29 protein-coding genes are annotated in these 24,684 nt (G+C 41.0%); all 29 read left to right on the plus strand.

Annotated elements, in window-relative coordinates; all coding sequences use genetic code 11:
- A partial coding sequence (locus CIK92_RS13965; protein WP_216822214.1) for a hypothetical protein occupies nucleotides 1-211 on the plus strand: 211 nt, incomplete at its 5' end.
- A 10-nt stretch (nucleotides 212-221) separates the two neighbouring features.
- The gene (locus CIK92_RS01850; RefSeq protein WP_094387971.1) at nucleotides 222-509 is read left to right on the plus strand and encodes a hypothetical protein; all 288 of its coding nucleotides are present in this window, start codon (nucleotides 222-224) and stop codon (nucleotides 507-509) included.
- 268 nt (nucleotides 510-777) lie between these two features.
- Entirely contained in the window at nucleotides 778-1,026 is a 249-nt protein-coding gene (locus CIK92_RS13275; protein ID WP_144289298.1) for a hypothetical protein, read from the plus strand.
- 182 nt (nucleotides 1,027-1,208) lie between these two features.
- Nucleotides 1,209-1,373, plus strand: coding sequence for a hypothetical protein (locus CIK92_RS13645; RefSeq protein ID WP_158214708.1), 165 nt, complete (start codon nucleotides 1,209-1,211; stop codon nucleotides 1,371-1,373).
- A gap of 110 nt (nucleotides 1,374-1,483) precedes the next feature.
- On the plus strand, nucleotides 1,484-1,732 hold the full coding sequence (locus CIK92_RS13280; protein WP_144289299.1) for a hypothetical protein: 249 nt from the start codon (nucleotides 1,484-1,486) through the stop codon (nucleotides 1,730-1,732).
- 11 nt (nucleotides 1,733-1,743) lie between these two features.
- Nucleotides 1,744-2,415 carry a hypothetical protein gene (locus CIK92_RS01860; RefSeq protein WP_094387973.1) on the plus strand — a complete coding sequence of 224 codons (672 nt, stop codon included), beginning with the start codon at nucleotides 1,744-1,746 and terminating at the stop codon, nucleotides 2,413-2,415.
- A gap of 2 nt (nucleotides 2,416-2,417) precedes the next feature.
- Complete coding sequence (locus tag CIK92_RS01865; RefSeq protein WP_094387974.1) at nucleotides 2,418-3,179, plus strand: hypothetical protein; 762 nt, start codon at nucleotides 2,418-2,420, stop codon at nucleotides 3,177-3,179.
- Nucleotides 3,163-4,452 (plus strand): hypothetical protein, encoded by a 1,290-nt coding sequence (locus CIK92_RS01870; RefSeq protein ID WP_094387975.1) that lies wholly within the window; start codon nucleotides 3,163-3,165, stop codon nucleotides 4,450-4,452. The genes CIK92_RS01865 and CIK92_RS01870 overlap by 17 nt, the downstream gene beginning before the upstream one ends.
- Nucleotides 4,453-4,628: 176 nt before the next feature.
- Nucleotides 4,629-5,795, plus strand: a complete 1,167-nt coding sequence (locus CIK92_RS01875) for a hypothetical protein (RefSeq protein ID WP_094387976.1) — start codon at nucleotides 4,629-4,631, stop codon at nucleotides 5,793-5,795.
- Between the two features lie 77 nt (nucleotides 5,796-5,872).
- Entirely contained in the window at nucleotides 5,873-6,307 is a 435-nt protein-coding gene (locus CIK92_RS01880; protein ID WP_094387977.1) for a hypothetical protein, read from the plus strand.
- Nucleotides 6,304-6,702, plus strand: coding sequence for a hypothetical protein (locus CIK92_RS01885; protein WP_094387978.1), 399 nt, complete (start codon nucleotides 6,304-6,306; stop codon nucleotides 6,700-6,702). Before CIK92_RS01880 ends, CIK92_RS01885 begins: the two co-directional genes overlap by 4 nt.
- A gap of 15 nt (nucleotides 6,703-6,717) precedes the next feature.
- Nucleotides 6,718-7,119 carry a hypothetical protein gene (locus CIK92_RS01890; RefSeq protein ID WP_094387979.1) on the plus strand — a complete coding sequence of 134 codons (402 nt, stop codon included), beginning with the start codon at nucleotides 6,718-6,720 and terminating at the stop codon, nucleotides 7,117-7,119.
- A gap of 24 nt (nucleotides 7,120-7,143) precedes the next feature.
- Nucleotides 7,144-7,758 (plus strand): hypothetical protein, encoded by a 615-nt coding sequence (locus CIK92_RS01895; protein WP_144289300.1) that lies wholly within the window; start codon nucleotides 7,144-7,146, stop codon nucleotides 7,756-7,758.
- Between the two features lie 23 nt (nucleotides 7,759-7,781).
- A complete protein-coding gene (locus tag CIK92_RS01900; RefSeq protein WP_094387981.1) occupies nucleotides 7,782-9,914 on the plus strand; it encodes a dynamin family protein in 2,133 nt (710 codons plus the stop codon).
- A gap of 13 nt (nucleotides 9,915-9,927) precedes the next feature.
- On the plus strand, nucleotides 9,928-10,452 hold the full coding sequence (locus CIK92_RS01905; protein WP_094387982.1) for a hypothetical protein: 525 nt from the start codon (nucleotides 9,928-9,930) through the stop codon (nucleotides 10,450-10,452).
- 55 nt (nucleotides 10,453-10,507) lie between these two features.
- The gene (locus CIK92_RS01910; protein WP_094387983.1) at nucleotides 10,508-11,191 is read left to right on the plus strand and encodes a PP2C family serine/threonine-protein phosphatase; all 684 of its coding nucleotides are present in this window, start codon (nucleotides 10,508-10,510) and stop codon (nucleotides 11,189-11,191) included.
- Between the two features lie 12 nt (nucleotides 11,192-11,203).
- A complete protein-coding gene (locus tag CIK92_RS01915; RefSeq protein WP_144289301.1) occupies nucleotides 11,204-12,712 on the plus strand; it encodes a hypothetical protein in 1,509 nt (502 codons plus the stop codon).
- Between the two features lie 13 nt (nucleotides 12,713-12,725).
- Nucleotides 12,726-14,600 carry a bifunctional (p)ppGpp synthetase/guanosine-3',5'-bis(diphosphate) 3'-pyrophosphohydrolase gene (locus CIK92_RS01920; protein WP_094388063.1) on the plus strand — a complete coding sequence of 625 codons (1,875 nt, stop codon included), beginning with the start codon at nucleotides 12,726-12,728 and terminating at the stop codon, nucleotides 14,598-14,600.
- A 14-nt stretch (nucleotides 14,601-14,614) separates the two neighbouring features.
- On the plus strand, nucleotides 14,615-15,550 hold the full coding sequence (locus CIK92_RS01925; protein WP_144289302.1) for a hypothetical protein: 936 nt from the start codon (nucleotides 14,615-14,617) through the stop codon (nucleotides 15,548-15,550).
- Between the two features lie 17 nt (nucleotides 15,551-15,567).
- Nucleotides 15,568-16,602 (plus strand): leucine-rich repeat domain-containing protein, encoded by a 1,035-nt coding sequence (locus CIK92_RS01930; RefSeq protein WP_094387986.1) that lies wholly within the window; start codon nucleotides 15,568-15,570, stop codon nucleotides 16,600-16,602.
- A gap of 91 nt (nucleotides 16,603-16,693) precedes the next feature.
- On the plus strand, nucleotides 16,694-17,086 hold the full coding sequence (locus CIK92_RS01935; RefSeq protein ID WP_094387987.1) for a hypothetical protein: 393 nt from the start codon (nucleotides 16,694-16,696) through the stop codon (nucleotides 17,084-17,086).
- Between the two features lie 172 nt (nucleotides 17,087-17,258).
- Nucleotides 17,259-17,816, plus strand: a complete 558-nt coding sequence (locus tag CIK92_RS01940; RefSeq protein WP_094387988.1) for a hypothetical protein — start codon at nucleotides 17,259-17,261, stop codon at nucleotides 17,814-17,816.
- A 168-nt stretch (nucleotides 17,817-17,984) separates the two neighbouring features.
- Nucleotides 17,985-19,364, plus strand: coding sequence for a hypothetical protein (locus tag CIK92_RS01945; RefSeq protein ID WP_094387989.1), 1,380 nt, complete (start codon nucleotides 17,985-17,987; stop codon nucleotides 19,362-19,364).
- A gap of 103 nt (nucleotides 19,365-19,467) precedes the next feature.
- Nucleotides 19,468-19,821, plus strand: a complete 354-nt coding sequence (locus CIK92_RS01950) for a hypothetical protein (RefSeq protein WP_044080562.1) — start codon at nucleotides 19,468-19,470, stop codon at nucleotides 19,819-19,821.
- A gap of 6 nt (nucleotides 19,822-19,827) precedes the next feature.
- Nucleotides 19,828-20,862 (plus strand): leucine-rich repeat domain-containing protein, encoded by a 1,035-nt coding sequence (locus CIK92_RS01955; RefSeq protein WP_094387990.1) that lies wholly within the window; start codon nucleotides 19,828-19,830, stop codon nucleotides 20,860-20,862.
- Nucleotides 20,863-21,024: 162 nt separating this feature from the next.
- Nucleotides 21,025-21,708, plus strand: a complete 684-nt coding sequence (locus tag CIK92_RS01960) for a PP2C family serine/threonine-protein phosphatase (protein ID WP_094387991.1) — start codon at nucleotides 21,025-21,027, stop codon at nucleotides 21,706-21,708.
- 12 nt (nucleotides 21,709-21,720) lie between these two features.
- Nucleotides 21,721-23,208 carry a hypothetical protein gene (locus tag CIK92_RS01965; RefSeq protein WP_094387992.1) on the plus strand — a complete coding sequence of 496 codons (1,488 nt, stop codon included), beginning with the start codon at nucleotides 21,721-21,723 and terminating at the stop codon, nucleotides 23,206-23,208.
- A gap of 198 nt (nucleotides 23,209-23,406) precedes the next feature.
- Nucleotides 23,407-23,775 (plus strand): hypothetical protein, encoded by a 369-nt coding sequence (locus CIK92_RS01970; RefSeq protein ID WP_094387993.1) that lies wholly within the window; start codon nucleotides 23,407-23,409, stop codon nucleotides 23,773-23,775.
- Nucleotides 23,762-24,679, plus strand: coding sequence for a ribonuclease Z (locus tag CIK92_RS01975; protein ID WP_094387994.1), 918 nt, complete (start codon nucleotides 23,762-23,764; stop codon nucleotides 24,677-24,679). Before CIK92_RS01970 ends, CIK92_RS01975 begins: the two co-directional genes overlap by 14 nt.
- The last annotated feature ends 5 nt before the right edge of the window (nucleotides 24,680-24,684 follow it).

Consider the following 24,684-nt stretch of genomic DNA (forward strand, 5'->3'; position numbering starts at 1 on the left):
TATGGACAATACAAAAATATACGATTACCTTGACAAACACTATCTGGGTATGTACCAAAAAGCTAATCAAAATATAGAGAACATCTATAATGATGCAATAAACGAAGTTTGGAAACTTTGTTTCCAGTCTATGAAAGGTATTGTTGATTTTCGAAATTCTATCGATTGGGATAGACAATATCCAATGATTAACAAAGAATGTCGAATATAAACAATGAATTATGTCACAGTTAGAAGAAGATATAAAAAAGTTAGGTAAAGAAGCTATAACAAAAGGCGACATTAAAGCTGCCTTTAAAATTATGGGAGAAGTAACAGGCGGTCTTGCAATTTTTGGTTTGGCGGCAACAGCTTTAACTGTTTGGATACCCGGTCTTGGCATACCTATAAGTGCTGGTCTTGCAGGAAAGTGTCTCACAGAAATGGGAAAAGCATATGCAAATTTACCGACAGATCAGCGACGCGTTATTGCGAAATGTGCAAAGTGGTTACACGGCATTGTAGATTAAAACTTTTCCTTTGATAATTTTTCCATCTAATGATAGAAAATGATCCGAAACTTACTCTTTGATTATAGTAAAAAGACAAAAACTATGGTAAAAGAAATCAGAGGACTAAAATGTCCTAATCACGATTATGTGAGAGACAATCATCACTTTATGTATCAAGAGGCATATCCTGGTGCAAGGCCTACTTCATGTACGCGTTGCATAAAGTGTGGATATACTATGTCACTTCATAAAGCGCAAAAGGTCTAACCTTTAAATAATTGCAAGTATGAAATGTATCAACACATCTTGTCAAAGTACAAGAATTAAAGTTATAAAGAGCGCCGATGGGAATGTGTTCGAGAATGGTGCGAATCTCGTTGGAGCTGCAATATGTGCCATAGGTTGTTTAACCCCATTCCATTATGCTGCTGGTAAAGCTGCCCAATCGCTTTGGAAAGAAGGAACAAAAAGTGTAAAAATCACATATAAGTGCCAAGATTGTAGTTGCACATGGGAAGAAACAAAATGGACATAAGAAGACACTGATGTTCAAATATTGGAGCCTCCTTATAAGGAAATGTGCAAAAGCATAAACGACCATTTGTCAGGATTATTGGCAAGCCAGTGTGATGGTCGTGTTGCAATACATTAATTACAAGCCATTGGAAGAATTAAATACGCACTGGTTTAGTTCGCCAATGGTTAACAGAATTAATTATGGGAGTAGTAGGTAGTTTATTCCATGCCGCAAAAGCAGGTGTGGCTGCAATACAAGGAGATTCTGACAAAGTCAACAAAGAACTTGACAAATCAATAGAAGTTCTTAGACGTCCTCCTTTGTCTGAATTAGGGGATGCAATATCTGATTTATTTGACCGCTAACAAATCGATATTTAAGTTTTAAGTACACATTGCATAAAGTGAGGATATACAACATCTCTTCATAAGGTGCAGAAGTAACTGGTTCAAAACGTGTACATAATTGTATGCTTATGAAATGTATCAATACATCTTGTAAAAGTACAAGAATAAAAGTCATAAATCAAGCTAATGGCAGCGTTTTAGAAAACGGTGCAAACCTTGTAGGCGCAGCAGTGTGCTTCGTTGGTTGCTTCACTCCTTTCCATGGAGCTGCGAATAAAGCTGCCCAATCTTTTTGGAAAGAGGGAACAAAAAACATAAAAGTAACTTACAAGTGTCTTGATTGTGGATGTACTTGGGAAGAGACAAAGTGGGTATAGAATTATAAGTTATGGCAAACATTTTTGATAACCCTGCTTTTCAATTCTTCAAGCGTCCTACAATGGATGATTTCTTAAAGCGATGCCAACTACGTTTTCAACGATTTGGTTTGAGCGATGCAGACGTACATGATGCAATCAAGTCTGCGTGTGACTTCTTCAACATCCCTATGCCAAGGATGATACAAGATTTGACTAATGTTCAGAATGGTCAGACCATGTTTGTGAATTGGAATCGGGGTAGCTATTACGATGATGTCCTTTGCTTTAATATGCAACAGCTCATTGACATGAAAGTTGACAGCAAGGATGCGTTCTCGTTAGTTATGACCCACGAGTGCGGTCACAGAGTCCTACAGAACACACAGTTTCCAGGTGTAGCCAATGGACAATGGGAGTCTGAATTATGTCCTGACTTTTTTATGGGATGTCGTGCTGGTTTGTGGAATATGAATGCCATTGACAAGGTTGTGATGGGATTGATACTTACAGACGGAAGTCCAAGCCATCCTGAAGGAACCTTGCGAGCATTGTTCATCAGACACGGAAAATACATTGCTCCAGAAATGCATCGCAGAGGTATTCCACTGACCATACAGAACTTAATCAATGAGTTCATGTCTTTCAGACAGCAGAACCTCAATGAAATATTAAACCAACAGCACAAGTATTACAGTTTTTGAATATGCCAGCATACGACCATCAGCAATGGATGAAATACATGCGTCGCCACGAAGCAAATGTATTCAATGCCATCTTTTATGACAAAGAAGAAGTCACAGAAGATGACATTCAGCGTATCATTGCTGATGTGGCATCGTTTTTCAGCTTGCCTGTACCTGAAATAAATGGCAAATGTGAATCTTTTGCGGAGGTATTGCTTGGCGACAAAGCAGGGGAATGTGAGCTTTCATACAACTTGGAAATGCTGAGAACTGCGGGCATCAACAACAAAGATGCTTTCACTTTGTGTTTCGTTCATGAGATGGCTCACCAAGCCCTTCACAGGTACCAATTTATGCTTTTTTGCAGTGAACGCTGGATGCAGGAACTAGCCGCAGATCTAACAGCCGGACTATATGCAGAGCGACATCATTTGGCAACAGGAAAGTTCAAGTACGCATTATCCACACAAAAATACAGCATTACTCACCCCGATGGAAAAATAAGAGAAAACATTGTGGAATGTGGAAGGCACTATCTTGAACAGCAAATAGTGAACGGTACAAAGATGATGAATATGGTGCTACAGATAATGCCCACCTTTGTCTTTACACATAAAAAGAAACTGAAGACAGAATGGTATCAGTTGCTTGACGAATTGGAACATTCTCCACAAGAGCCAGTACGATATAGAATAGAAGATTTGCCAGACAGTAATCTGATTAAGCAAGCTGTCTTAAAATACAAACTATCAAAAGCGCAAGAAGATGAAAATTATAGATAATGACCCTATAGACAAGCCTTGTATTGGCGAGTTGATTGAAGAATATTGTGCAGTAGGGCAATTTGCCGACAACTGTCTTTATCTTATTGCCGATCCAGAGGCAGACATAGCCAAACGTGCAGTGGACATCATTGAGCAGTTTAAGCAGATTGCTGACTGCGATGACTACTACAACACCTATGAACTGGAGGTCGTCCAGAATGTGGAGTTAAAAAATCACCCCAAGATAAAGGAACGTATCGAACAGCATGGTGACAATTTTCTGATACAGTTGGCCTCACGTGGTTTCAATGAAAAGAAGCGGTTTATAGTTGCCAAGACTGACAACGACAAGCTGTTTGAAAATATCAATCTTATGATTTATGCGGCAGAACGCATTGCCAAGTTTGATATGGAGGCATTATTACGCTCATTTGTTGAAGACAATACAGATGAGTTCGTTGAACTTGCGAGGAATGCCATAACAGACAAACGTTTCCAGTCCAACTATTTCGCTGCGCTATCAGCGAATACAATCCATCCGACCTTTGGAATGGCATCTTCCACCGCCAAGCTCAAAGAACAGATGGAGATTAAGGGTGTCATCACCCATAAACAACGCATGGAAATGTATGACCGGCTATTGGACAACTTGAAAAAGAGTCATAAGAAGCATGACCCAAAGATGGAAGCAGAAATAGAATTTATCATTAAGTCTATAGATCCTGCTACTCTACGAATGTTCTTCCAAAGGCAATCACCAAAATTGCAAGAGAAGATGTCCGATTTTGTCAATCCGAAACATTTGGCGGAAGTCTCGTCAATGGATTTGGAGATACGTTGGTCTGAAAAAATTGACAAAACACGAAAGACGGACGGTCATTATCGTCTCTTTCTAAGCAGAGGTGACGAGAGGTTAATGGTGCATTTCAGTCGAAGTGCAGGTTTTGTGCTTTATCTTATCTATCTTATAGACCGCAAGAAAAACGGTGACAAGGTTGATACGTTGAACATTGTCCAATACAAGCAGCTCTTTGGAAAACTGTACGAGATGACTTATGGCATCAATGGAGAAACAATATTTACCGACATGGTGAAGAATTTCAATTCGGAAGGCGAATTACAACAGAAAGGCTTGTACACAGTGCTGAAAAGTATTCGTGAAGACATTGGAAATACCTGCGAAAGGATGCAGGAACCTGCAGAGCCGTTCCTTTTGCAAGATATGAAAGCCCACCTTGCTGTTCTGCCAAAACACATTATTTTGCCTGAAAAAATCATGGCACTGATTTAGTGTTAAAATGTTTAAATATACAACTCTAACATATTGATAATCAATGAAAATATAAGGCTTACATTGTTCACATAGCAAAGAACAGCCAGTCTGTCAAAATCCACCGAACTTTGCATCAGAAAATCCGATGTAAGGTTCGGTTTTTTGTATGTACAAATTTAAGGATTTTGACAGATATGAGAACAAACGATTTTACTGCAAAGCAGACTATCCTCGGTCTTGTAGAGGTTGTCCGTTTGGAAATTGAGAGTAAGAAGAAAACACTCTCGATAGGTGATGAAGAACTTGTTCAGAAGATAATGAGCAAGATATCGGAAGCAAACAAGGAGTTTGCAACCGAGAAGGAAGAGCTACGCTATTGGGGCATTGTGACACGTGAAGTTGCATGGTATGAAGCCAACACGGAAGAGTCGGAGGAAATCATCAACCGATTAAAATCAGGTGACCAGTTGTTTGCCCAGAAATTCTTCTACAGCACAAATACCAACGGATGCAATATCAGCCGTTTCCGTTCAAAGATACTTGCTAACATCAAACAAACATACAAGATTGAGGTATCTGTAGAAGAGTTTGGCGACATACTTTATACTTTCTTGTGGAATGAAGGTACATGGAGTATACTCGACAAATACTCACGCAAGAGCAGTTTCTTCTGTTGGCTTTCCGAGGTCGCTCAACATGAACTGATAAGATACCTAGAAGATATGAAGCTTATCAACGTCACACGCGAGCGTACTGCCGGGAACACACGTCTTCTCGGTCTTTCTATAGCACCAGAAATGTGGGAATACATCTTGAACGATACTATGCCTAATGGTTTGTATAAGGATGTACTTTTCTCCACTTTGGTAAAACGTAATACTGAAGAAAAGATGATGAAGTCTTTCTGTCTGAAAAAAGAAGATCTGCACAGACTCCAGAAAAAATCCGAAGCTGATTTGAAAGACCGCCTTATCCGTAGTGACCGTGGATATGAGGAACTAGTTCTGCGTGACAAGACTCCTCGTGTCATTGAAGTTTCAGAAGAGTTTGCCAAGGACTTCTGTGTTTGGCAAGAGGGCAAGAGCAATGCTAACCCACTGGCTGATGTGTTGGGGGGTGACTTGAACCACGAAGACTTGCAGAAGAAGGTGGTGGACTTTCTCTATACAATACCTCAGAAATTGAAATGGACCGAAGAAGAGCGTATTGTATGGACACTCCGTTTCATTGAAGACACTGCACCGATTGAAGTGGCTGAACGTATCGGAAGAAAACGCTCATGGGTTGACACCAAGTATTCCAGACTGAATGTACGCTTTAACAAGGCGGTTAAGGAATGGTGGGCAGAGAATGCGAAATAATCGAAGAAAGTTTGGTGCCAATATTGATAGAGCATCAAACTTTCATTCCTCTTTTATTATAAAATAAATCGAATAAGATGAAAAAAGATATAACAATAAGTAACAATTTGACAGTGAACTTGTTGAAGAACGTGGAAAACTATGCAAAGTTTGTTTCTCAAGTATTGCATGATGAAACTTTCCTTGTTGAATTAGACAAGACATTACCATTTGACAAGATGGTTCATGCCACAATGAATATAGCATCCAACCATACACCTATCAAGAAAATGGGGGTGTCTGTCATGCGAATGGATATAGAGCCACCACTATATTCAATCGCTATAACCCTGCAGTTCAAAGGAAGGGACGGTTACATACAGAACCATTCTATTTTCATCAACGCATGCAAGACTATCGAAGAACTCCAACAGTTGGTTACAAGAGAGAACTTCAAACAAGAAGTTCTGTCGCTGTGTGAAGAAAGGGTATTAGAAAATTCAGAATTACAAGAAAAAACAAAAAATGCATGATACAAGTAATAACAAGAGAGTGGCAAATCACAAAGGCATATATCGATGACATAGCTTTAAATTCTGGGCTTATAAATCTTGACTGGGACGACTTCAAGGCATTTGCAGAAAGCCATCGTCCTATAGTGGCTATAAGAAATGAAGACAATGCCTCTGTCACAGAACTCACAGATAATGCAATGGCAGAGATTCGGAAACGTTGTTCAAACAAACTTTCAAATATCATTGTTTCAATATCCTATAAAGAAGGAGAGGAATTGATGATGGATGAAATGGAAGGGATAAGTGATTGTTTGACCATGTTTGCCAACAAAAATGTAGAAATTAAATGGGGCATCAGTCAGAACAATACATTAAAGTGCAGACGCTGCATATCTGTCTTTGCCTTTGAATAACAAAACAGTCAGCCTATGAAAGTTTCAGTTTATTACGAAGAAGTGTCCAACTATGTAGAGAAGCACTACTTAGTTCGTCCTTCCATAAAGCAGGTGGATGATAAGACCTTGTCCATCGAATACACTCCACATAAGTTCATCCCTACAATTAGTGTTGCAGTACGAATTGAAGCAATGCGCAAGGATGTTATATGTATGTCGTATGAATGTAGCAAGGCAATATCTCTACTGATTTCTGGTGCTATTACCCATATCGAGAAGCAGATTCCCCAAGGCATTGAAATAGACACCGACAGCAAACGCATCAATGTATATCCAGAGAACGTTACCGAATTAAAGAATGTTCTCGCATATCTTTCCTTGTCTGGAGTGCATTTTTCGGAGTCAGGCATGGAAATCACGTTGGATATGAACTAAGTATAACAATCAAAGAAGTGCAATATGTTGGTGATACATCCTAAAGACAAATCAACCTCCTTGGCAGAGGCCATATATGCCAATATGCCTAATGTATATGTGGTAGAGGACGAATGGTACGAACGTGGCATTGGACAATTACTCTGGCAAACGCCCAAAGAAGAATCCATATTAATAATTGGTTATGGTGATTGCCATGGACTATATAGAGAGCGTTTTAACGATGTGCTTGAAATCAGTCCGAGTGATTTGGATGATCCTGTGTGGGTACATCGTCTAGCAAACTGTCAGATTGGAGTTCCACAGATTGTGCTGAACAGAATACATGCCTACAATCTTCGCAGACACAATGGCAATATCATCGGAATATGGCCTAATGCAGTAGAGTTTGCACGTAGGAATCATCTTCATGGACTATTTGCCAGCACTTTCTTATTTAATGCTAAAGATGCTGAAAATTATGGAGAATTTACCCTTGATATGTATATTGAAAGGTCGAATTATACTCTCTACCGCACTCTTGGCAAACTGTTGACCAGTCATGTACCGCTATACAAGATTCCCGAAAAATTGCAGCAAAGAGCCTATAAGGACACAAGTGTCAACCATCGCAACTTTGAGAGTTTCTTTTGTTTGTAAACAACAATAAGTTTTTAGTAAATATGAGTAAAGATAAAAATACAAGACTTGTTTCTGCCCTCAACACTATGGCTGAATTGGTAGGACAACGACAGGTAATTGGCAATAATGAGATAGGTTTGGGTATGATACTCCAATCCTACAGATGCCGTGAAGAAGCACAAATGGTGACAGACGGGCTGTTCCGTGTAGTTGTCATGGGAACATTCACCTCAGGCAAGAGTACTCTCATCAATGCCCTGTTAGGCAGTAGGGTATTGCCAGAATCTGCATTGCCAAGCACCGCCATACTCACATTCGTCCAGTTCGGTTGTGAAGAAGATGATGTGGAGATACATTACAAGGACATCGTAAATGAAGACGGAAGCATCACCCAAGGTAGAATAGAACACATCAGTAAGGACGAGTTCATGCAGACCTATCGCTATGGCATTACAGATGCAGAAACATTGATTTCTACAGGTAATGTTCCTCGTTTCAAAAATGTGGCCTACTCCATCATCAGAAGTTCACTGCCTTTGATGCAGAATGGAGTTAACATTGTAGATACTCCAGGGTTGGAAGATAAGGAAGTGGCAACAGAACTGGCACTTGACATTGCAGCCAAGGCTCAAGCCGTCGTCTATGTTTGTAGTGAACGTGGCTTTGCGGAAGCTGACCGTGAATACTTCAATGAAAATTTCAAGGGTAATCCGGGCAATGTGTTCTTCATTCTGAACAAGACAGACCTTATAGCATCCAATGTGGAGCGAGAACAAGCTCTTGAACGAGTACGACAGGATGTGAAAGGGTGCTTCACCAAGGCTGACGGAAGCGTTGACGAAGCATTGATGTACAAGCGAGTGTTCGGACTATCCTCGTTATTAGCCTTGGATGCAAGAAGAGGTATGACCTTTGATGAAGACCTGCAAAAAGACGTGCCACTCTCACAAGAAAAGATTGAACTGAAGCTACAACGCAGTCAGTTCCTTCCATTCGAAGAGGCTCTGCTGGAGTTTCTTTCTACCGATGAGCGTTGTGTGGCACAATACGGAAAAGTCTTCCGTACATTGCTTGGCACCTATAATGATGCTGTGGAAAAAGTGCGTGAAGACCTGGGTATCTACGAGCATAATGCAGAAATGACTGCTGAACAAAAGGCTGAATGCCAGCGCATCATTAACGAGATAGAGACTGGACTGGAAGCTACAGAAACCGCTTTCGACAACTGCACGCTGAAACTTCAAAATACCATAGCTTTGCTTATCCGCAATGCCATTGACAGTGTGGATAGCACATGGGAGGTCGATTTAGCGATCTTGCATGAGAAGATACGCTTCGGTATGAAAGACTACCTTTCCCTGGCAGTAAGTAACATAAATCTGTTCAAGCCGAAGGAGAAGCGCATGGAAGAAATGAAACGCCTGCTCCAGCCTTTCTCACAAATCATTGCCGATCATATCTCTGAAAAGATAGATCATTTCATGGAAACGAACAAATCCGTCCTTCAGAATGCCATCGGCGAAGCAGAACAGAGTGTAAACACTAACTTGGTCAATGTGGCTGAACTGTTTTCACGTCTGGGAGATACCCTTACGGAAAGACCAGAAATGGGCAAGCAAGAAGACCAAGACTGGTTACAAGCCGTCATCTCCTATTGCGTAGGCGATGCCAGTGCCATCGTGAAGAACTGTGCAGGAGGACATACCGCATGGATGGAGTTTATCCGCAAGGCGGTGTTCAATGGCGTGTGGCAATGGATGGTCATCCAAATCGTCACAGGCGGTTGGGGGATTATCATCTGTGGACTCATTGAATGGTTACAGATCAAGAACGGCAAAAACGAAATGGTCGACCGTATGCTTACAGACAGCAAAAATGCAGCTTTGAAGGAGATACATACCAAGCTGGATGAACGGTTGCATGAGATGAATGCCAATATCGCCATTAAGGTGAATGAGGTAAAGAGTGCCAAGTGTGGTGAGAGTCGTCAACGTTTGACAGATGAGAGATTGCGTTTGGCAGAGATAGAGCGCAATATAAACGACAATCATTTCAATGCAGATCATGAACGGCAGCGCACAACAGGCATCCTTACGACAATGGCATCAGAAATCAAGTGCTGTTATCTCGATGTGTTTGGCATACCATACGCAGAGGAATTGGCAACATTATAAAAGTCTATTCACAATGGAAATACAACGACAAGAGATATTCAGGAGCCAGTGGCATGACATCCATGATATTGTGTTGTCTGAAGCCAAACGACAAATCAAGTTCAACGGCAAGGTGGATGTGCAGCGACTCACAGAAAAACTGCAAAAGGAGATTGCCAAGTGGCCACAAGGCGTATTAGCGCAAGGTATGTGGTTCCAGAGTTTTCATAATGCAGCTCCCGACAAAGCCTTGAATTTTATGACAGAAGCAATGGAGCAAAGTTTCATAGAGCCAGACAACAACAAACTTCCATCCAATATTTGGTACTTCGTTTTGGCTTTTGTGTTGACGGGAATAGTGGCATGGCTATTACATTCCAGGACAAGCATGAGTCTGATAGAGCAATGTTTCTACCCGACTTTGTTCCTGGTGGTACTAAATACGTTCAATGTGTCCTTCAGAAACAAGCGAATTGCAAAAGCTGAAAAGATGATAATCACCAATATCAGCCATCAAATGTTAGATATGGAAATTAGTCTGGAAAAGTATATTGAGTGAGTATCATTAGGTTACTTCTTTCTCAAAAACGATATAAACATAAAAACAAAAGATAATGAAAATTAAATATGCGACAATCAGCAAGACTGGTCGGCGAAGCAATAATGAAGATTGCTTTAACGTCCTGGAAATGCCAGAGCATAATCGCTTTATGGGCATAGTATGTGACGGCATGGGAGGTCATTCCTTTGGCGAGGTGGCAAGTGAGGCAGTCTGCGATGCCATTTCAAAATACTGGCAGGATAATACAGACACTCCAGACAGTGACCAAAAAGTTGTTATGGCTTGCAGAAAGGCTTGTAATGCCATCAACCAGAAATCCTATGACCTCAGCCATGCAGAGATGGGTTCTACGATGGTCATGGCCAGCATTGAAGGCGACAAGGCGACAATAGCCCATGTGGGCGACAGCCGTTGCTACCTGCAAAGGCAAGGTGAGGGATTACTTTACCAAACCGAAGATCATGTGCGTATAGACTTCGGATGGGAAGTGGTGTCACGCTGTTTCTTCAGCTACCGTCCAGAAGTCGCTGTTCCCGACATTAGGCAGTTCACCATTCAGAAAAGAGACAGGATATTACTCTGTTCTGATGGCTTGTACAAGAGCATGGCACCCGACATCCTACAAGCAAGGATGTTGGACGACATGCCCTTGGAAGATATACTCGATGTATTTGACTTTCTCTGTCAAAAACAAGGTGATGACAACTATACGGCAATATTGATTGAAATAGAATAAAAAAGAAACAAGATGAGAAAGACACTATTAGAAATTGATTTGGCTATCTGTTCATTGTGGACTATAGCTGCATTGGGAAGCAGAATGGCATGGGTCGATACCCCTGCAACATGGATTGTAATGTTACTTATTATGTCACGTCTGCTGCTCTCGTTCACGCTTTACCATAGGGCAAAGAAATCATGGATTCCAGGACTGCTGTTCATGGGATTGACAGCCTTTGCTATCAGTACAGAACTTGACATAAAACTTAGTGAGCTCTCCTCAAAAGTATTTCCATTGTTGAACCTTGACTTTAACCGATGGTGGTATGTAGGGCTTACTTTAGCTGTGGCTACATGGTTGTGGGTAGTTCCTTTGGTGGTCTTCCTCGTCAATATTTTCCGTAAGGGTTGTCTGACAGACACCTTGACATGGACAGACACACTTGGCAAACTGTTTTGGACGGATAAAGCCGCAAGGACATACTGTTCCCTACTGTTGATAACAATAGGCACATTGTATACTGGTCTCACTATGAATGCGAGGCTATGTCTGTTCGCCAGTGTCGTGGCTCCGACACTGAGTTTCCATCTGCTTAAAAGATATTATGGATTGGAGAAAGGGAAAGTGTGGGTGTTGGTTATATCCATGCTGATATTCTTCTTTGCCCAAACCCATGCCGGACTGTTGCGAATGGCCATGTTGGGCATCAGTTTTAGCATGGTGATCTATGTATGTAGTTCATTCTACCAGAACAAGAAAAAATTGTTACTGTCCGTTATGTCAGCCATCTATGTGGGCATATTGTTGCCAAGTTTGGCAATAGGCAACAACCAATATACCTGCTTCAATGTAGGAAGAACCGGATATTATACTCTTGACACCTATCCAGGCATATTCAGCATAGAGGACAAGAAAACAGGGAAGATAGGACTGCGTAGCAGATATGGTCTGTTGGTGAAGCCTGAGTATGATGCCTTTATCTATCATGCATCAAGACATTGGTTTGGCAAGTTGGAACTGCGTAAGAACGGATATTACACCCTCTATGACATCTGCAATAACGAGTATCGTAAAGACAATCATATTAGCCATCAACTACAGGACAGCATCTGTCATATAGTAGAAGGTCATCTCTCGGAATACGACTATAAGCCTGATGAAAGAATGGAAGTAAGGTTGATAGAAGCAAGCAACTGCCAAGTACGCACCCATATCAAGGCTTTGAAAAACGGATCTATCATTTACGACTACGATGACAAGGAAGCGTTTATACCAACAGATTCCGTCTCATATACTCCAGGAACAATAGTTTGTGACTCCTTGGTCAGATTAGAATGGTGTATGCTGAAATCACTTAGCTATACACACGATGCGACCACAAATGATTCCGCAGTCTATAACATTTATGTGACGCTTGCGAGAGAAAACATGCCCAAGCCAAAGGAGGCAGAAACGCTTGTACAAAAAATCTCATGTTTTCTGAAGAAAGTTGATATAATATCAACAACTCTTCCACTCTCTTATAATGAACGATAAAAATGAAAAGACTATGAATGAGAAGTATGAAAAGAAGATACAAACCGATGTGGACGCTATCTTCACATTGATGGCTCAACGAGTAGACGAGAAGCAGATGAACTTGCTGCATGAAGCATACAACTTTGCCGCTTATGCCCACAAAGACCAACTGCGCAAGTCGGGTGAACCCTATATCAGTCACCCTGTTGCCGTGGCACGCATTGTGGCAGAAGAGTTGGAACTGGGAGCTAACCCTGTCATGGCAGCTTTTCAACATGATGTTGTAGAGGATTGTCCTTACAGTATAGATGAGATCCGTGAACGTTTCGGGGATGATGTGGCATTTCTTGTCGGTGTCGTGACTAAGCAGAAGAAAGCTCAGTATGACCAGTCGAAGCAGGTGGATAACTTCCGCCAAATGCTATCGTCTGTACAGTTTGATGTGCGTGCCATCCTGGTGAAATTGGCAGACCGACTTCATAACATGCGCACGCTCAGCAGTATGCGCCCTGACAAGCAGATGAAGATTGCCTCGGAGACAGATTATTTCTATGCCCCTCTTGCCAATCGCCTTGGTTTGTATAACGTAAAGACAGAACTTGAAAACCTGTCGTTCCGCTATCGCTGTCCACGTGAGTATGAACAAATAGAGAAACAGTTGGCTGAACTTCAGCTGTCGGAGAAGCCAGATGTGGATGTCTTTATCGCCAAGACTAAGGAGATACTTGAAGCTAACGGCATTGACGCACGCATCGAGCTCCGTATGCGCTCACCTTACAGTATCTGGCGCAAGATGCAGTCCAAATGTTGTGATTTCGAACATATCGACAGCAAGCATTACCTGCGTATCATCTACAAGGCTGACGGCCTACAGGAGGAAAAGAAGCAGAGCTTGCATATCTATGCCGTATTGTCCGACTGTTTCAAGGAGCGTCCTTGTTCTGTGGTCAATTATATCAACGCTCCGAAGGAGAACGGCTACCAAAGTTTCCATGTGAAGTTTCTCAATCCAAAGGGACAATGGGAGGAAGTGCATATCTCGTCTGAACGTATGATACGCAACAACCGCCTTGGCTGTACTGCTGAACGCACGGAGGAAAACCTAAAGGCATGGTTGGAAAAGTTCAGGGCTGTGCTCAAGGATATAGCCTACCACACCAACGAGATGGACTATATGGATGGTGTGACGGCATCGTTCTACCATGATAACATTATGGCTTTCACACCAAAGGGCAAATGTATCGTACTGCCCAAGTATGCCACTGCACTCGACTTTGCTTTCGAAATTCATACCGAAGTAGGACTTCATGCCGTGTATGCACGTATCAACGGTAAACTGTCCTCTGTGAAGACGATGCTCCATCGTGGCGATTGTGTAGAGATAGGTACTGCAGAGGATGCAGTACCAGAAGCAGAATGGCAGAACCATGTGCTTACCTATAAGGCAAAGCGTAGTTTGGGCTGTTTCTTCACCGACCGTCCAAAGATGGAGTATAAGCGTTGTTCCTGCTGCCATCCGTTGCCGGGAGACGAAGTCGTCGGTTTCAAGAATACAGAGGGACAGATTACGCTCCACAAGCGCAACTGCCTCACCGCTATCCGTCAGGCATCCAAGCAGGGCGATACCATTGTAGCTGTGGATTTCAAGGAGAACGAACAATTCCTGTTCCCCGTTCGTGTTTGCATCCGTGGTATCGACCGCCATCATCTGCTCAGCGATGTGGTGGCTTGCATTACAGAGCAACAGAACCTCTCCATTTCGGAACTCCATACAGTAACCCAAGACCGCATTGTGGAAACCACGGCGGATTTTGAGGTACATTCTTCCAACGAACTAAAGCAAGCCATTGAAAATATCCGTAAGATAAAAAATGTGGATGAGGTGGCAAGAATAGATATTGAATAACAAAAATGAGCAACATGAAAACTACTACAATATTCAAAATGACGGTATTGTTTCTGATTGTCCTTTCCGTAGTTTCCTGTAAGGGGAACAAAAGCAGATTGGATAATCAGGAATCCGATACGGTGATGGTTGCTAAAGACAGCATTCCATTTGTCTTGGAACATCTGGATGTTGACAAGAAAAAAGTGATGGCATACGTTACTTGTTCAGAACATATGGTTGACTCCTTGCTATCCATCGCTGATACAGCGTACAGCAAAACTGGTAGCTACGGTTTGGAAGACTTGGGCATGGACAATAAAGAGTATAACAAGTGGATTACAAAAGACTACAAAGACACCATTTCTATCGTTATTGCCCTGTTCGATTCATACGCAAGTATGGTCAATTCGGGTATGGATGAAGCAAACGCATCCTTTGTCTGGCATGAGGTAGCACGATTGCAGATGAAGCACTTCTATGAAAAAACGGGTGGCAAATGGCAAGAACCTAACAGTTACGAAAAACTATTTCGGGTGATTGATGGAGTCATGGGAACATACAGCTGTGGTACCCAAGCCGATATGAATATGGCTGCCTGGCGTTCTGTCATGCCAGTTGACTATCGGCTGATAGAAGCATATAAGCAACTGGCGGATCTGTGTAATGACATAGAGACAACTAAACTCATTCACGATGACTATATGTACACGCTAACCACCTATCGGGCACATCGTGAAAGCATTGATGAATGGTATTCTGATCTACCTCGTGAGCAAGGTGCACTGTTTGAATGGTTGCTAAGAAGCAAACTCGAAAATGTCAATCTGCTCATCAAGAACTACAAGAGAGGAAAGATAGACAACAATACTGTCAAGAAGAACTTGCAGGAACATCTGTGTCTTGCAAACAAGAGACAGGTAAAACTGACCAAAGATTTTCTTGATAGAGAAAGAGATGATTTTCGATAACTTAATATGTTTGTGATATGGAGAAAATTGTAACAATGCTACAAGATGAATTGCTGTATAAGAAGTATAGCAACATCGGAGTTCTACATCTGCCCAAGTGTCTTCGAATAGAGATGCTATATAAGAGTCCGTTTGCAACGTATGAGCAACGTCCGTATGTTTGTGCGGCTCCAACGGAATGTTTCAAAGTGCAAATTTCAGAGATTGATAATCAGTCTGATTTCATAACACTCAAAGACGGCGTTCTCTACTCCAAAGACATGAATAGATTGATATTCTGTTGGCAGGAGAAGGAATATTTCTCCGTTCCACAAAGCGTCAAAGTCATTGAACCGTTTGCCTTCTGTTTGCAAAAAAATCTACGGAATATAGAGTTGCATAATGATATTGTCTCAATAGGCAATGCTGCTTTTATGGGTTGTGAAGCATTGGAACATATTGCCATTCCACGCTCCGTAATAGAGATAGAGAGCGACACATTTGACGGATGCATATCATTGAAAAGTGTGGAGTTGCATGATGAAATAACACAAATAGGAAGACATGCGTTTCGACACTGTGATGCCTTGCAGAAGATTGTACTGCCACGAAACCTAAAATATTTGAATAGCTTTGAATGTTGTTATTCCCTGCATGAGATTGACATTCCTTCATCGGTTAAAGAGATAGATGGTTTTATGTTCTGCGATAATCTGCGAAAGGTCATACTGCATAGTGGAGTCCGAAAGATAAGAGATTATGCTTTCCGATTCTGCAAAAGACTTGTAACAATTAACTTTCCTGAAGGACTGGAAACGATAGGGGCTCGTGCATTCTATCCGTCCCGTATGGTAAAGGTGATATTTCCAAACTCTTTGAAGAAGATAGAAACAGAAGCATTTTATTATAACGAAAAACTCTTATATATAGAATTTCTATCAAATGTGTCTGTAGAGGATTGTGCTTTCGCTTGTTGCCCCATCATTCGAATAAAGAAGCCCGATGATATGATATTTGGAGATAAAGTGTTTGAGCAAGACACCTCGTATGATAAGTTTGCTTTCTGGGATTGAAATGCAATGGCACTATGTCAAACCAATGAAGTGATAGATTAGAGGTTACTTTTCTCTCCCTATTATCATAAACGAGACAAAAGGAAAGACTATGTTAGTGATACATCCGACAGATAAAACGACCGAAATGCTCTCAATCCTTTATGAAGGGTTGGGAGCACGGTTGATTGAAACCGATTGCTCCAACAAAAAGATGGGGTATCTGCTTCGCCATACGTCGCCAAGAGTGCGTATCATGCTGCTTGGTCATGGTTCAGATAAAGGTTTATACTATCGCAAGAATGATAAGGAGGAAGACTTTGACGGTATTATCGTAGGGCATTCGCAAGCCTATTATCTTCGCAAGCATTGTGGAGACATCATCGGTATATGGTGTCATGCCATGGAGTTTGCAAAGAAGGAAGGGCTGCACGGTTTGTTCTCAGGTATGATCATATCTGAGATGAGTGAAGCAGAAGAGTATGGTGTGGCTACTGACAAATAGAGCATGGACCGGACAAACCGCATCATGTTCACCCAACTCAGAAGGCTTCTGGACGACGGCATACCACTGCATGAGATACCCGAACGCCTAAAGACATTGGACACCACGCAAAGTGAGTTGTCACGGTTCAACTACGAGAGGTTTTACTATTTGTAACAAATTAACGAAGAATATGATTTCAATATTCAGAAAGATAAGAGTAAAGTGGCAGATATGGAGAGGGCAAGCTATAGACATATGGTCAAAGAATGCTTATCCTGCTGATATGTTGAGTAACCTTTGCAGCAATGGCTTCCGTTTTGATGGCGTTGTCTGCGGCAGTATGGAGGGTTTTCTCCAATCATTGAAGCTGCAGGACATAAACAAACAGCGTCAAATATGTAGTATGAAAGGGAAAAATGCAAAGAAACAGACTTCGGCAGGATGGCAAACTGACCAGATAGTATGGTGGAAGGGAAAGGCTATAGACCGACAGAGCGGAGAATTCACAGCTCTTGTCCGCAAAGCCTATAATGCTATGTTCGAACAGAGTGAGCGTTTCCGTACAGCTTTAATGGCAACACGTGGTATGATTTTATATCACACAAAGGGTAAGAGCAATCCATACAAAACGATATTGACTGAGCAGGAGTTTTGCAGTATATTGACAGAGTTACGAGAAAACCATGATCATCGAGACAAGACTCAAGAGCTTATAAGCAAATCGGTACAACATGAGCCTAAAGCATAGCATTATGCCTTGTATATTTCACCGATATTGAATATGAATGTCGGATTTCAGGAAGGAGTTCGAAAGATTAGAGGCTTTTTGATAGGTTGTAGTTACTTCCATACTCTATATCTCATAAACAAATAATAAACTTAGAAGTTGCGCCCGACACGGATTAGGGTATTTACTATGGGATTATTCAATGTTTTCAAAAATAAATACAACAATACTAATCAAAAGGTTATTACTCTTGAGGATTGTATTGAAAAAATGTTTGCAACGGATGGTATAGAACCCAACCGTGAAGATAAAGTGTTTATAACAGGAGTACATGGGAAATATTGTACTTTCCAGGTGGCGTTGAGTGTTGTAAAAAGCAAAGGGCTACTCATTCATTTACGTTTCCCAATACCGGTTAAAGAAAATGTTGCCTGTGCCGTCAATTACGAAGTAGTAAGAATAGGTAAGGAGACTGTTGAAAAATCACCTATGACGCAGGTTTGTTTGTCGGGAAGAAATGAATGGTATAACATTGTTGTGGTGACGATGAAAGAATTTGAAGAATTGACAGACAATACTCCTGATGAAATAAGAGAAATGATGTTAGATGCGGTAAAGGTCGTTGATAATGATCGTTTTACTTCATTGGCTGCAGCCATATATGGATATAAGTCATATGAAGAAGCGAAGATGAATGTGCAAGCTAATTCGAAAGGAGAAAATAATGCGTCTGTTCAGTTGAATGATGGATATGATGAACTTTTGAATGAAACGCCAAATCTCAGTAAATCCAGGTGTTTGGGACGGCTTGTGAGGTTTGCGGATATTAAAATGAAAGTTAAAAGAGATGACTCTCTTAATGAAAGGGCAGCAAAGGCTTTAAAAAAATCTTTCGATAGCTTTATACAGGAAGCGTATAATATTGCGAATGAGGAAGAACGTGACTTGATAAGGAAACTGCGTTACCTAAGTATGGCAAAGGATGAGGATGAAATCAACGAAGATGATTTCGCGCTCGGAAAGGAAGATGCTTTGCGCAGTTTATTAGCCCTCGGGGATCCTCAATCTCTGCTGTATGATGATGGTTCAGCAGATTATGCAAACATGTCTGAAGAAGAGAAACTTTATAAGGTACTGGGGACTTCCCGGTATAATGAATCTCCATACAGTCAAGGAAGCCTCGGAGAGGGCATGACATTGGTGAGGCAAGCGATAGATGGCTACTGCAAACCTCGCTATCTGATGGATGATGACGCGAAATGTGCATACGAGTTTATGTCTGAGAGAGAACAGCTTGTGGCTGTTACAGATGACGATATTGACTGGGGAAGTTTGGAAGGATTATCGGAAAAAGTTGTTGACATAGTAAAATGTCGTGCTTTCGTTTTTCCTGGAGACATCTATCATTATGAAAATGGTGTGGCAGAAGTGAGATGGGAAATCAACCCTGACGGCAGGTTCTATTGTGACGAAGATGGCTTTGGCATAACTAATGATAAGGAAATTAATCTTTATGGTGTGATAGACAGAAAAGGTAAGGTTGTAAAGAAGTTCACCTTGGAAAAATAATTGTCAAGGTGCATGATGCCATCAAGGCGCAAGACAGCATTAGTGAAGTATAGTTGTGCTATACATGAAACCGTTTATGTAAAATATAATAAAGTCAACTGATATGAAGACGATTAAGAATACAGATTCGTTTATTGTTCTCGGAGTAAAGTTTGTGAATGTAACTGAGGCTATTTTGTATGCCATTAAGAGATGGGATAAAGATGGCATCTACGTTGGTAAAGACGTTAAGCTATATCCTTGTTTCGACTCAGAAGACTATGCGTCAGAAGACCGGTTCTTTTGGAATATAGTGTTTGCAAGAACCAAAGAGGAACTGGATAGAAAACTTGTAGAGCTGGAGAGTGTCTCGCCACAAACCAACTACAACAAGTTTTCGGAGGGATTGGCTCCCATGATTTATTGGGCTGGCGACGACAGTTTCTATGATGTGATGGTAACGGATGATATAGACTAAAACGCAATGGAAAAGGAAGTCATTATGCAACAGAATGAGCTGTTGTGGAAGAACTACGACAATATCGGAGTCCTTCATATTCCAAAGTCTATTCAAATAGAAACACAATTTGAAAGTCCGTTTGCATCGTATGAACAACGTCCGTTTGTTTGTGCGGCTCCGACGAAATGTTTCAAAGTGCAAATTTCAGAGATTGATAATCAGTCTGATTATATAACACTCAAAGACGGCATTCTCTATTCCAAAGACATGAGTCGTCTGATATACTGTTGGCAAGAGAAAGAGCATTTCATAATTCCACAAAGCGTCAAAGTCATTGAACCGTTTGCTTTCTGTTTGCAAAAACGGCTTCGGGATATAGAGTTGCATAATGATATTGTCTCAATAGGCGATGCTGCTTTTATGGGTTGTGAAGCATTGGAACATATTGTCATTCCACGTTCCGTAATGGAGATAGAGAGCGACACATTTGACGGATGCATATCATTGAAAAGAGTGGAGTTGCATGATGAAATAACACAGATAGGAAGAAATGCGTTTCGACACTGTGAAGCGTTGCAGAATATAATTCTGCCACGAAACCTAAACTATTTGAATGGCTTCGAATGTTGTTATTCTCTACATGAGATTGACATTCCTTCATCGGTTAGGAAGATAGATGGTTTTATGTTCTGCGGTAATCTGCGAAAGGTCATACTGCATAGTGGAGTCCGAGAGATAAGAGATTATGCTTTCCGATTCTGCGAAAGACTTGCAACCATTAACTTCCCTGAAGGACTGGAGACAATAGGTGTTCGTGCCTTCTATCCTTCCAACATGGTAAGAGCGGTATTTCCAAACTCTTTGAAGAGAATAGGAGCAGAAGCTTTTTATCATAACGAGAGACTCTTATATATCAAATTTCTGTCAAATGCGAGTGTAGGGGATTGTGCTTTCGCCTGTTGCCCCATCATTCGAATAAAGAAGCCCGACGATATGGTATTTGGAGATAAAGTGTTTGTGCAAGACACCTCGTATGACAAATTTGCTTTTTGGGATTGAAATGCAACGGTCGTTAAGTATTCGATAATTCTTCGATACATCTTAGATAATCCTTCGATGATTTTTCGTTATTTATCCGCAGGAAAGATATGATTTTTATTCGGTGGTGCAAAATAAAATTCGCCATTTGAAACGAACCTTATTCATATAACTAACATTAATATGGAGATAAGATATGCAACAATAAGCAAGACTGGTCGGCGAAGCAATAATGAAGATTGCTTTAACGTTTTGGAAATGCCAGAGCACAATTGCTTCATGGGAATAGTCTGTGACGGTATGGGCGGTCATTCCTTTGGAGAGACAGCCAGTGAAACGGTATGCAATACTATATCTGACTTTTGGAAGAAGCATATCAGTATGCCCGATTGTGACTCAAAGGTGAAACTTGCTTGCAAGAAAGCGAGTTGTGCAATTGACAAAAAGACATTTGAACTTCATCATGCAGAGATGGGTACGACCATGGTCATGGTAAGTATTGAGAACGATGTGGCAACCATTGCACATATTGGTGATAGTCGTTGTTATGTACAAAGACCTGGTGATGGATTACTTTATCAGACAAAAGACCATATCCGGCTTGATTTCGGATGGGAGATTGTTGCCAAATGCTTCTTCTCTTACCGCCCGGAAGTGGCTGTACCAGATATTCGACAAATCCAGCTACAGACTGGTGACAGAGTGTTGCTGTGTTCGGACGGACTATACAAAAGCATAGCTCCAGACATCCTGCAAGCAAGGATGTTGGACGACAAGCCCTTGGAAGAGATACTTGATGTATTTGACTTTCTCTGTCAAAAACAAGGTGATGACAACTATACGGCAATATTGATGGAAATAGAATAAAATAAGGATAAGATGAGAAAGATACTATTAGAAATTGATTTGGCTATCTGTTCATTGTGGACTATAGCCGCATTGGGAAGCAGAATAGCATGGGTCGCTACTCCTGCAACATGGATTGTAATGTTACTTATTATGTCACGTCTGCTGCTCTCGTTCACGCTTTACCATAGGGAAAAGAAATCATGGATTCCAGGACTGCTGTTCATGGGATTGGCAGCCTTCGCTGTCAGTACAGAACTTGACATAAAACTTAATGAGCTTGCCTCAAAAGTATTTCCATTGTTGAACATCGACTTTGACCAATGGTGGTATGTAGGGCTTACTTTAGCTGTGGCTACATGGTTGTGGGTAGTTCCTTTGGCGGTCTTCCTCGTCAATATCTTCCGTAAGGGTTTTCTGACAGACACCTTGACATGGAAAGACGCACTTGGCAAACTGCTCTGGACGGATAAGACTGCAAGGACATACTGTTCCCTACTGTTGATAACAACAGGCACATTGTATGCTGGTCTCGCTATGAATGCGAGGATATGTCTGTTCGCCTGTGTCGTGGCTCCGACACTGAGTTTCCATCTGCTTAAAAGATATTATGGATTGGAGAAAGGAAAAGTGTGGGTGTTGGTTATATCCATGCTGATATTCTTCTTTGCCCAAACCCATGCCGGACTGTTGCGAATGGCCATGTTGGGCATCAGTTTTAGCATGGTGATCTATGTATGTAGTTCATTCTACCAGGACAAGAAAAAAATGTTGCTGTCCGTTATGTCAGCCATCTATATTGGGATATTGTTGCCATGCTTGGCCATAGGCAACAACCAATACACATGCTTCACTGTAGGAAGAACCGGATATTATACTCTTGACACCTATCCAGGCATATTCTGCATAGAGGACAAGAAAACAGGGAAGATAGGACTGCGTGACAGATATGGTCTGTTGGTGAAACCGGAGTATGATGCCTTTGTCTATCATACAGCAAGACATTGGTTTGGCGAGTTGGAACTGCGTAAGAACGGATATTACACTCTCTATGACATCTGTAATAGCGAGTATCGTAAAGACAATCATATTAGCCATCAACTGCAGGACAGTATCTGTCAAATTGTAGAAGAGCACCTCTTGGAGTACGACTATAAATCTGATGAAAGACTGGAAGTAAAACTAATAGAAGCAAAGAACAGCCAAGTACGCACTCATATCAAGGCTTTGAAAAACGGATCTGTCATTTACGACTACGATGACAAGGAAGCGTTTATACCAACAGATTCCATCTCATATACTCCAGGAACAATAGTTTGTGACTCCTTTGTCAGATTGGAATGGTGTATGCTGAAATCACTTAGCTATACACACGATGCGACCACAAATGATTCCGCAGTCTATAACATTCAGGTGACGCTTGCGAGAGAAAACATGCCCAAGCCAAAGGAGGCAGAAACGCTTGTGAAAAAAATCTCACGTTTTCTGAAAAAAGTTAATATAATATCCGACAGGGTGTAGGGATGTTGAAGTGTAAGATTAAGGGATATTGAATAATGACATTTTAATTTTTGTGTTATAATTATTGATGAAAATAAGATTAAGGAATACGTTAATTATCATGATTGGGTATACTGTCCCAATGAGTGGCATGAATTATGGAACACTTCTGCAAGTGTCAGAGGTATTCTTCTTGAAAATATCACTAATGAGGATATAATGAAATGTATATGGCTTTCTGAAAGGATTGAGCAAGAGGCAAAACCTCTTCTTCGTTACGCAGAATTCACATCATATATTTTAGTCTTTTACAAAATCACAGACTCGAAAATATGGTATCGTTGGTTCTTGGATAAGGAGTATAATTCGCTAAGCGATGGACGTGATATGTTTATGGGCGATATTTTAGATAGTCTTAGGAATTTCACAGATAATGTAAAAGGCAAATGGGGAGATGACATTGAATATATAAGAGATATAAACGATGGAGAGAACACTCAGAAAGGCCTGAACCTATTAGTTGTGATTGGTTTCTCTGTTGATATAAACGACAACAAATATAGAAGAACTGAATATGGAAAAGTTTGAAGTGAACATATTGGGTTGTGGAGCTGCCATACCAATTGGCAGACACATGACAACCTCACAACTTGTCAATGTGCATGATAAGTTGTTTATGGTGGATTGTGGTGAAGGAACACAGACACAGATATGGAAGTCTGGCATAAAATTGACGAATATGGACAATATATTTATCAGTCATGCTCATGGCGACCACTTCTTTGGTCTTGTGCCTTTGCTTTCTTCACTGAACTTGATGCTGGGTAGGACAAAGGACATCAATGTTTTCGTACCAGAAGATTTGAAAGACATTCTGATGTTAATGTTGAAAGAACTTTGCCACATACCTTTCAATGTAAATATCAACACGTTTATGGGAAATTCTAATCAAAAAATATATGAAGACGAAGAGATGGAGATAGAAACTATCCCTTTAAAACACGGCATTCCGTGCTGTGGTTTCTTATTTAGGGAAAAGCCAAAGAAACGGGTACTCTTGCCTAAGAAATGCCTGTCATACGACATTCCAAAACGTGATTTCAAGTTGATAAAGAGTGGTTATGACTACATACTTCCTGACGGAACATTAATTTCCAATAAAGAGTTGACTGCTCCAAGTGAGTTTATTCCCCGGAGTTATGCTTATTGCAGTGATACAGCTTATAATCCATCTATGGTGTCTCAATTAAAAGATGTTCATTTGCTTTACCATGAGACTACATTTCTTGCTAATGACAAGAATCAAGCAATAAATGCTTTTCATAGTACAACCCATCAAGCCGCAAACATCGCAAAAAGAGCCAATGCCAGAAAATTGATTATCGGTCATTACTCAATAAGGTACGATGATGAGCAACAGTTTGAACAAGAGGTGAAATCAATTTTTCCAAATGCTGAGGCTTGTAATGAAGGTATGGTGTTTAGTGTATAAAGAGA

The sequence above is a fragment of the Prevotella sp. P4-67 genome, assembly GCF_002251325.1.
In the GTDB taxonomy this organism is placed as follows: Bacteria; Bacteroidota; Bacteroidia; order Bacteroidales; family Bacteroidaceae; genus Prevotella.

Coding starts and splice junctions, on each gene's coding strand:
- CIK92_RS01900 (WP_094387981.1), top strand. CDS start 7,782: ATGAGTAAAGATAAAAATACAAGACTTGTTTCTGCCCTCAACACTATG.
- CIK92_RS01955 (WP_094387990.1), top strand. CDS start 19,828: ATGGAAAAGGAAGTCATTATGCAACAGAATGAGCTGTTGTGGAAGAAC.
- CIK92_RS01860 (WP_094387973.1), top strand. CDS start 1,744: ATGGCAAACATTTTTGATAACCCTGCTTTTCAATTCTTCAAGCGTCCT.
- CIK92_RS01945 (WP_094387989.1), top strand. CDS start 17,985: ATGGGATTATTCAATGTTTTCAAAAATAAATACAACAATACTAATCAA.
- CIK92_RS13645 (WP_158214708.1), top strand. CDS start 1,209: ATGGGAGTAGTAGGTAGTTTATTCCATGCCGCAAAAGCAGGTGTGGCT.
- CIK92_RS01880 (WP_094387977.1), top strand. CDS start 5,873: ATGAAAAAAGATATAACAATAAGTAACAATTTGACAGTGAACTTGTTG.
- CIK92_RS01935 (WP_094387987.1), top strand. CDS start 16,694: ATGTTAGTGATACATCCGACAGATAAAACGACCGAAATGCTCTCAATC.
- CIK92_RS01895 (WP_144289300.1), top strand. CDS start 7,144: ATGTTGGTGATACATCCTAAAGACAAATCAACCTCCTTGGCAGAGGCC.
- CIK92_RS01960 (WP_094387991.1), top strand. CDS start 21,025: ATGGAGATAAGATATGCAACAATAAGCAAGACTGGTCGGCGAAGCAAT.
- CIK92_RS01850 (WP_094387971.1), top strand. CDS start 222: ATGTCACAGTTAGAAGAAGATATAAAAAAGTTAGGTAAAGAAGCTATA.
- CIK92_RS01915 (WP_144289301.1), top strand. CDS start 11,204: ATGAGAAAGACACTATTAGAAATTGATTTGGCTATCTGTTCATTGTGG.
- CIK92_RS01875 (WP_094387976.1), top strand. CDS start 4,629: ATGAGAACAAACGATTTTACTGCAAAGCAGACTATCCTCGGTCTTGTA.
- CIK92_RS01975 (WP_094387994.1), top strand. CDS start 23,762: ATGGAAAAGTTTGAAGTGAACATATTGGGTTGTGGAGCTGCCATACCA.
- CIK92_RS01965 (WP_094387992.1), top strand. CDS start 21,721: ATGAGAAAGATACTATTAGAAATTGATTTGGCTATCTGTTCATTGTGG.
- CIK92_RS01890 (WP_094387979.1), top strand. CDS start 6,718: ATGAAAGTTTCAGTTTATTACGAAGAAGTGTCCAACTATGTAGAGAAG.
- CIK92_RS01920 (WP_094388063.1), top strand. CDS start 12,726: ATGAATGAGAAGTATGAAAAGAAGATACAAACCGATGTGGACGCTATC.
- CIK92_RS01865 (WP_094387974.1), top strand. CDS start 2,418: ATGCCAGCATACGACCATCAGCAATGGATGAAATACATGCGTCGCCAC.
- CIK92_RS13275 (WP_144289298.1), top strand. CDS start 778: ATGAAATGTATCAACACATCTTGTCAAAGTACAAGAATTAAAGTTATA.
- CIK92_RS01870 (WP_094387975.1), top strand. CDS start 3,163: ATGAAAATTATAGATAATGACCCTATAGACAAGCCTTGTATTGGCGAG.
- CIK92_RS01970 (WP_094387993.1), top strand. CDS start 23,407: ATGAAATGTATATGGCTTTCTGAAAGGATTGAGCAAGAGGCAAAACCT.
- CIK92_RS01930 (WP_094387986.1), top strand. CDS start 15,568: ATGGAGAAAATTGTAACAATGCTACAAGATGAATTGCTGTATAAGAAG.
- CIK92_RS01910 (WP_094387983.1), top strand. CDS start 10,508: ATGAAAATTAAATATGCGACAATCAGCAAGACTGGTCGGCGAAGCAAT.
- CIK92_RS01885 (WP_094387978.1), top strand. CDS start 6,304: ATGATACAAGTAATAACAAGAGAGTGGCAAATCACAAAGGCATATATC.
- CIK92_RS13280 (WP_144289299.1), top strand. CDS start 1,484: ATGAAATGTATCAATACATCTTGTAAAAGTACAAGAATAAAAGTCATA.
- CIK92_RS01925 (WP_144289302.1), top strand. CDS start 14,615: ATGAAAACTACTACAATATTCAAAATGACGGTATTGTTTCTGATTGTC.
- CIK92_RS01950 (WP_044080562.1), top strand. CDS start 19,468: ATGAAGACGATTAAGAATACAGATTCGTTTATTGTTCTCGGAGTAAAG.
- CIK92_RS01940 (WP_094387988.1), top strand. CDS start 17,259: ATGATTTCAATATTCAGAAAGATAAGAGTAAAGTGGCAGATATGGAGA.
- CIK92_RS01905 (WP_094387982.1), top strand. CDS start 9,928: ATGGAAATACAACGACAAGAGATATTCAGGAGCCAGTGGCATGACATC.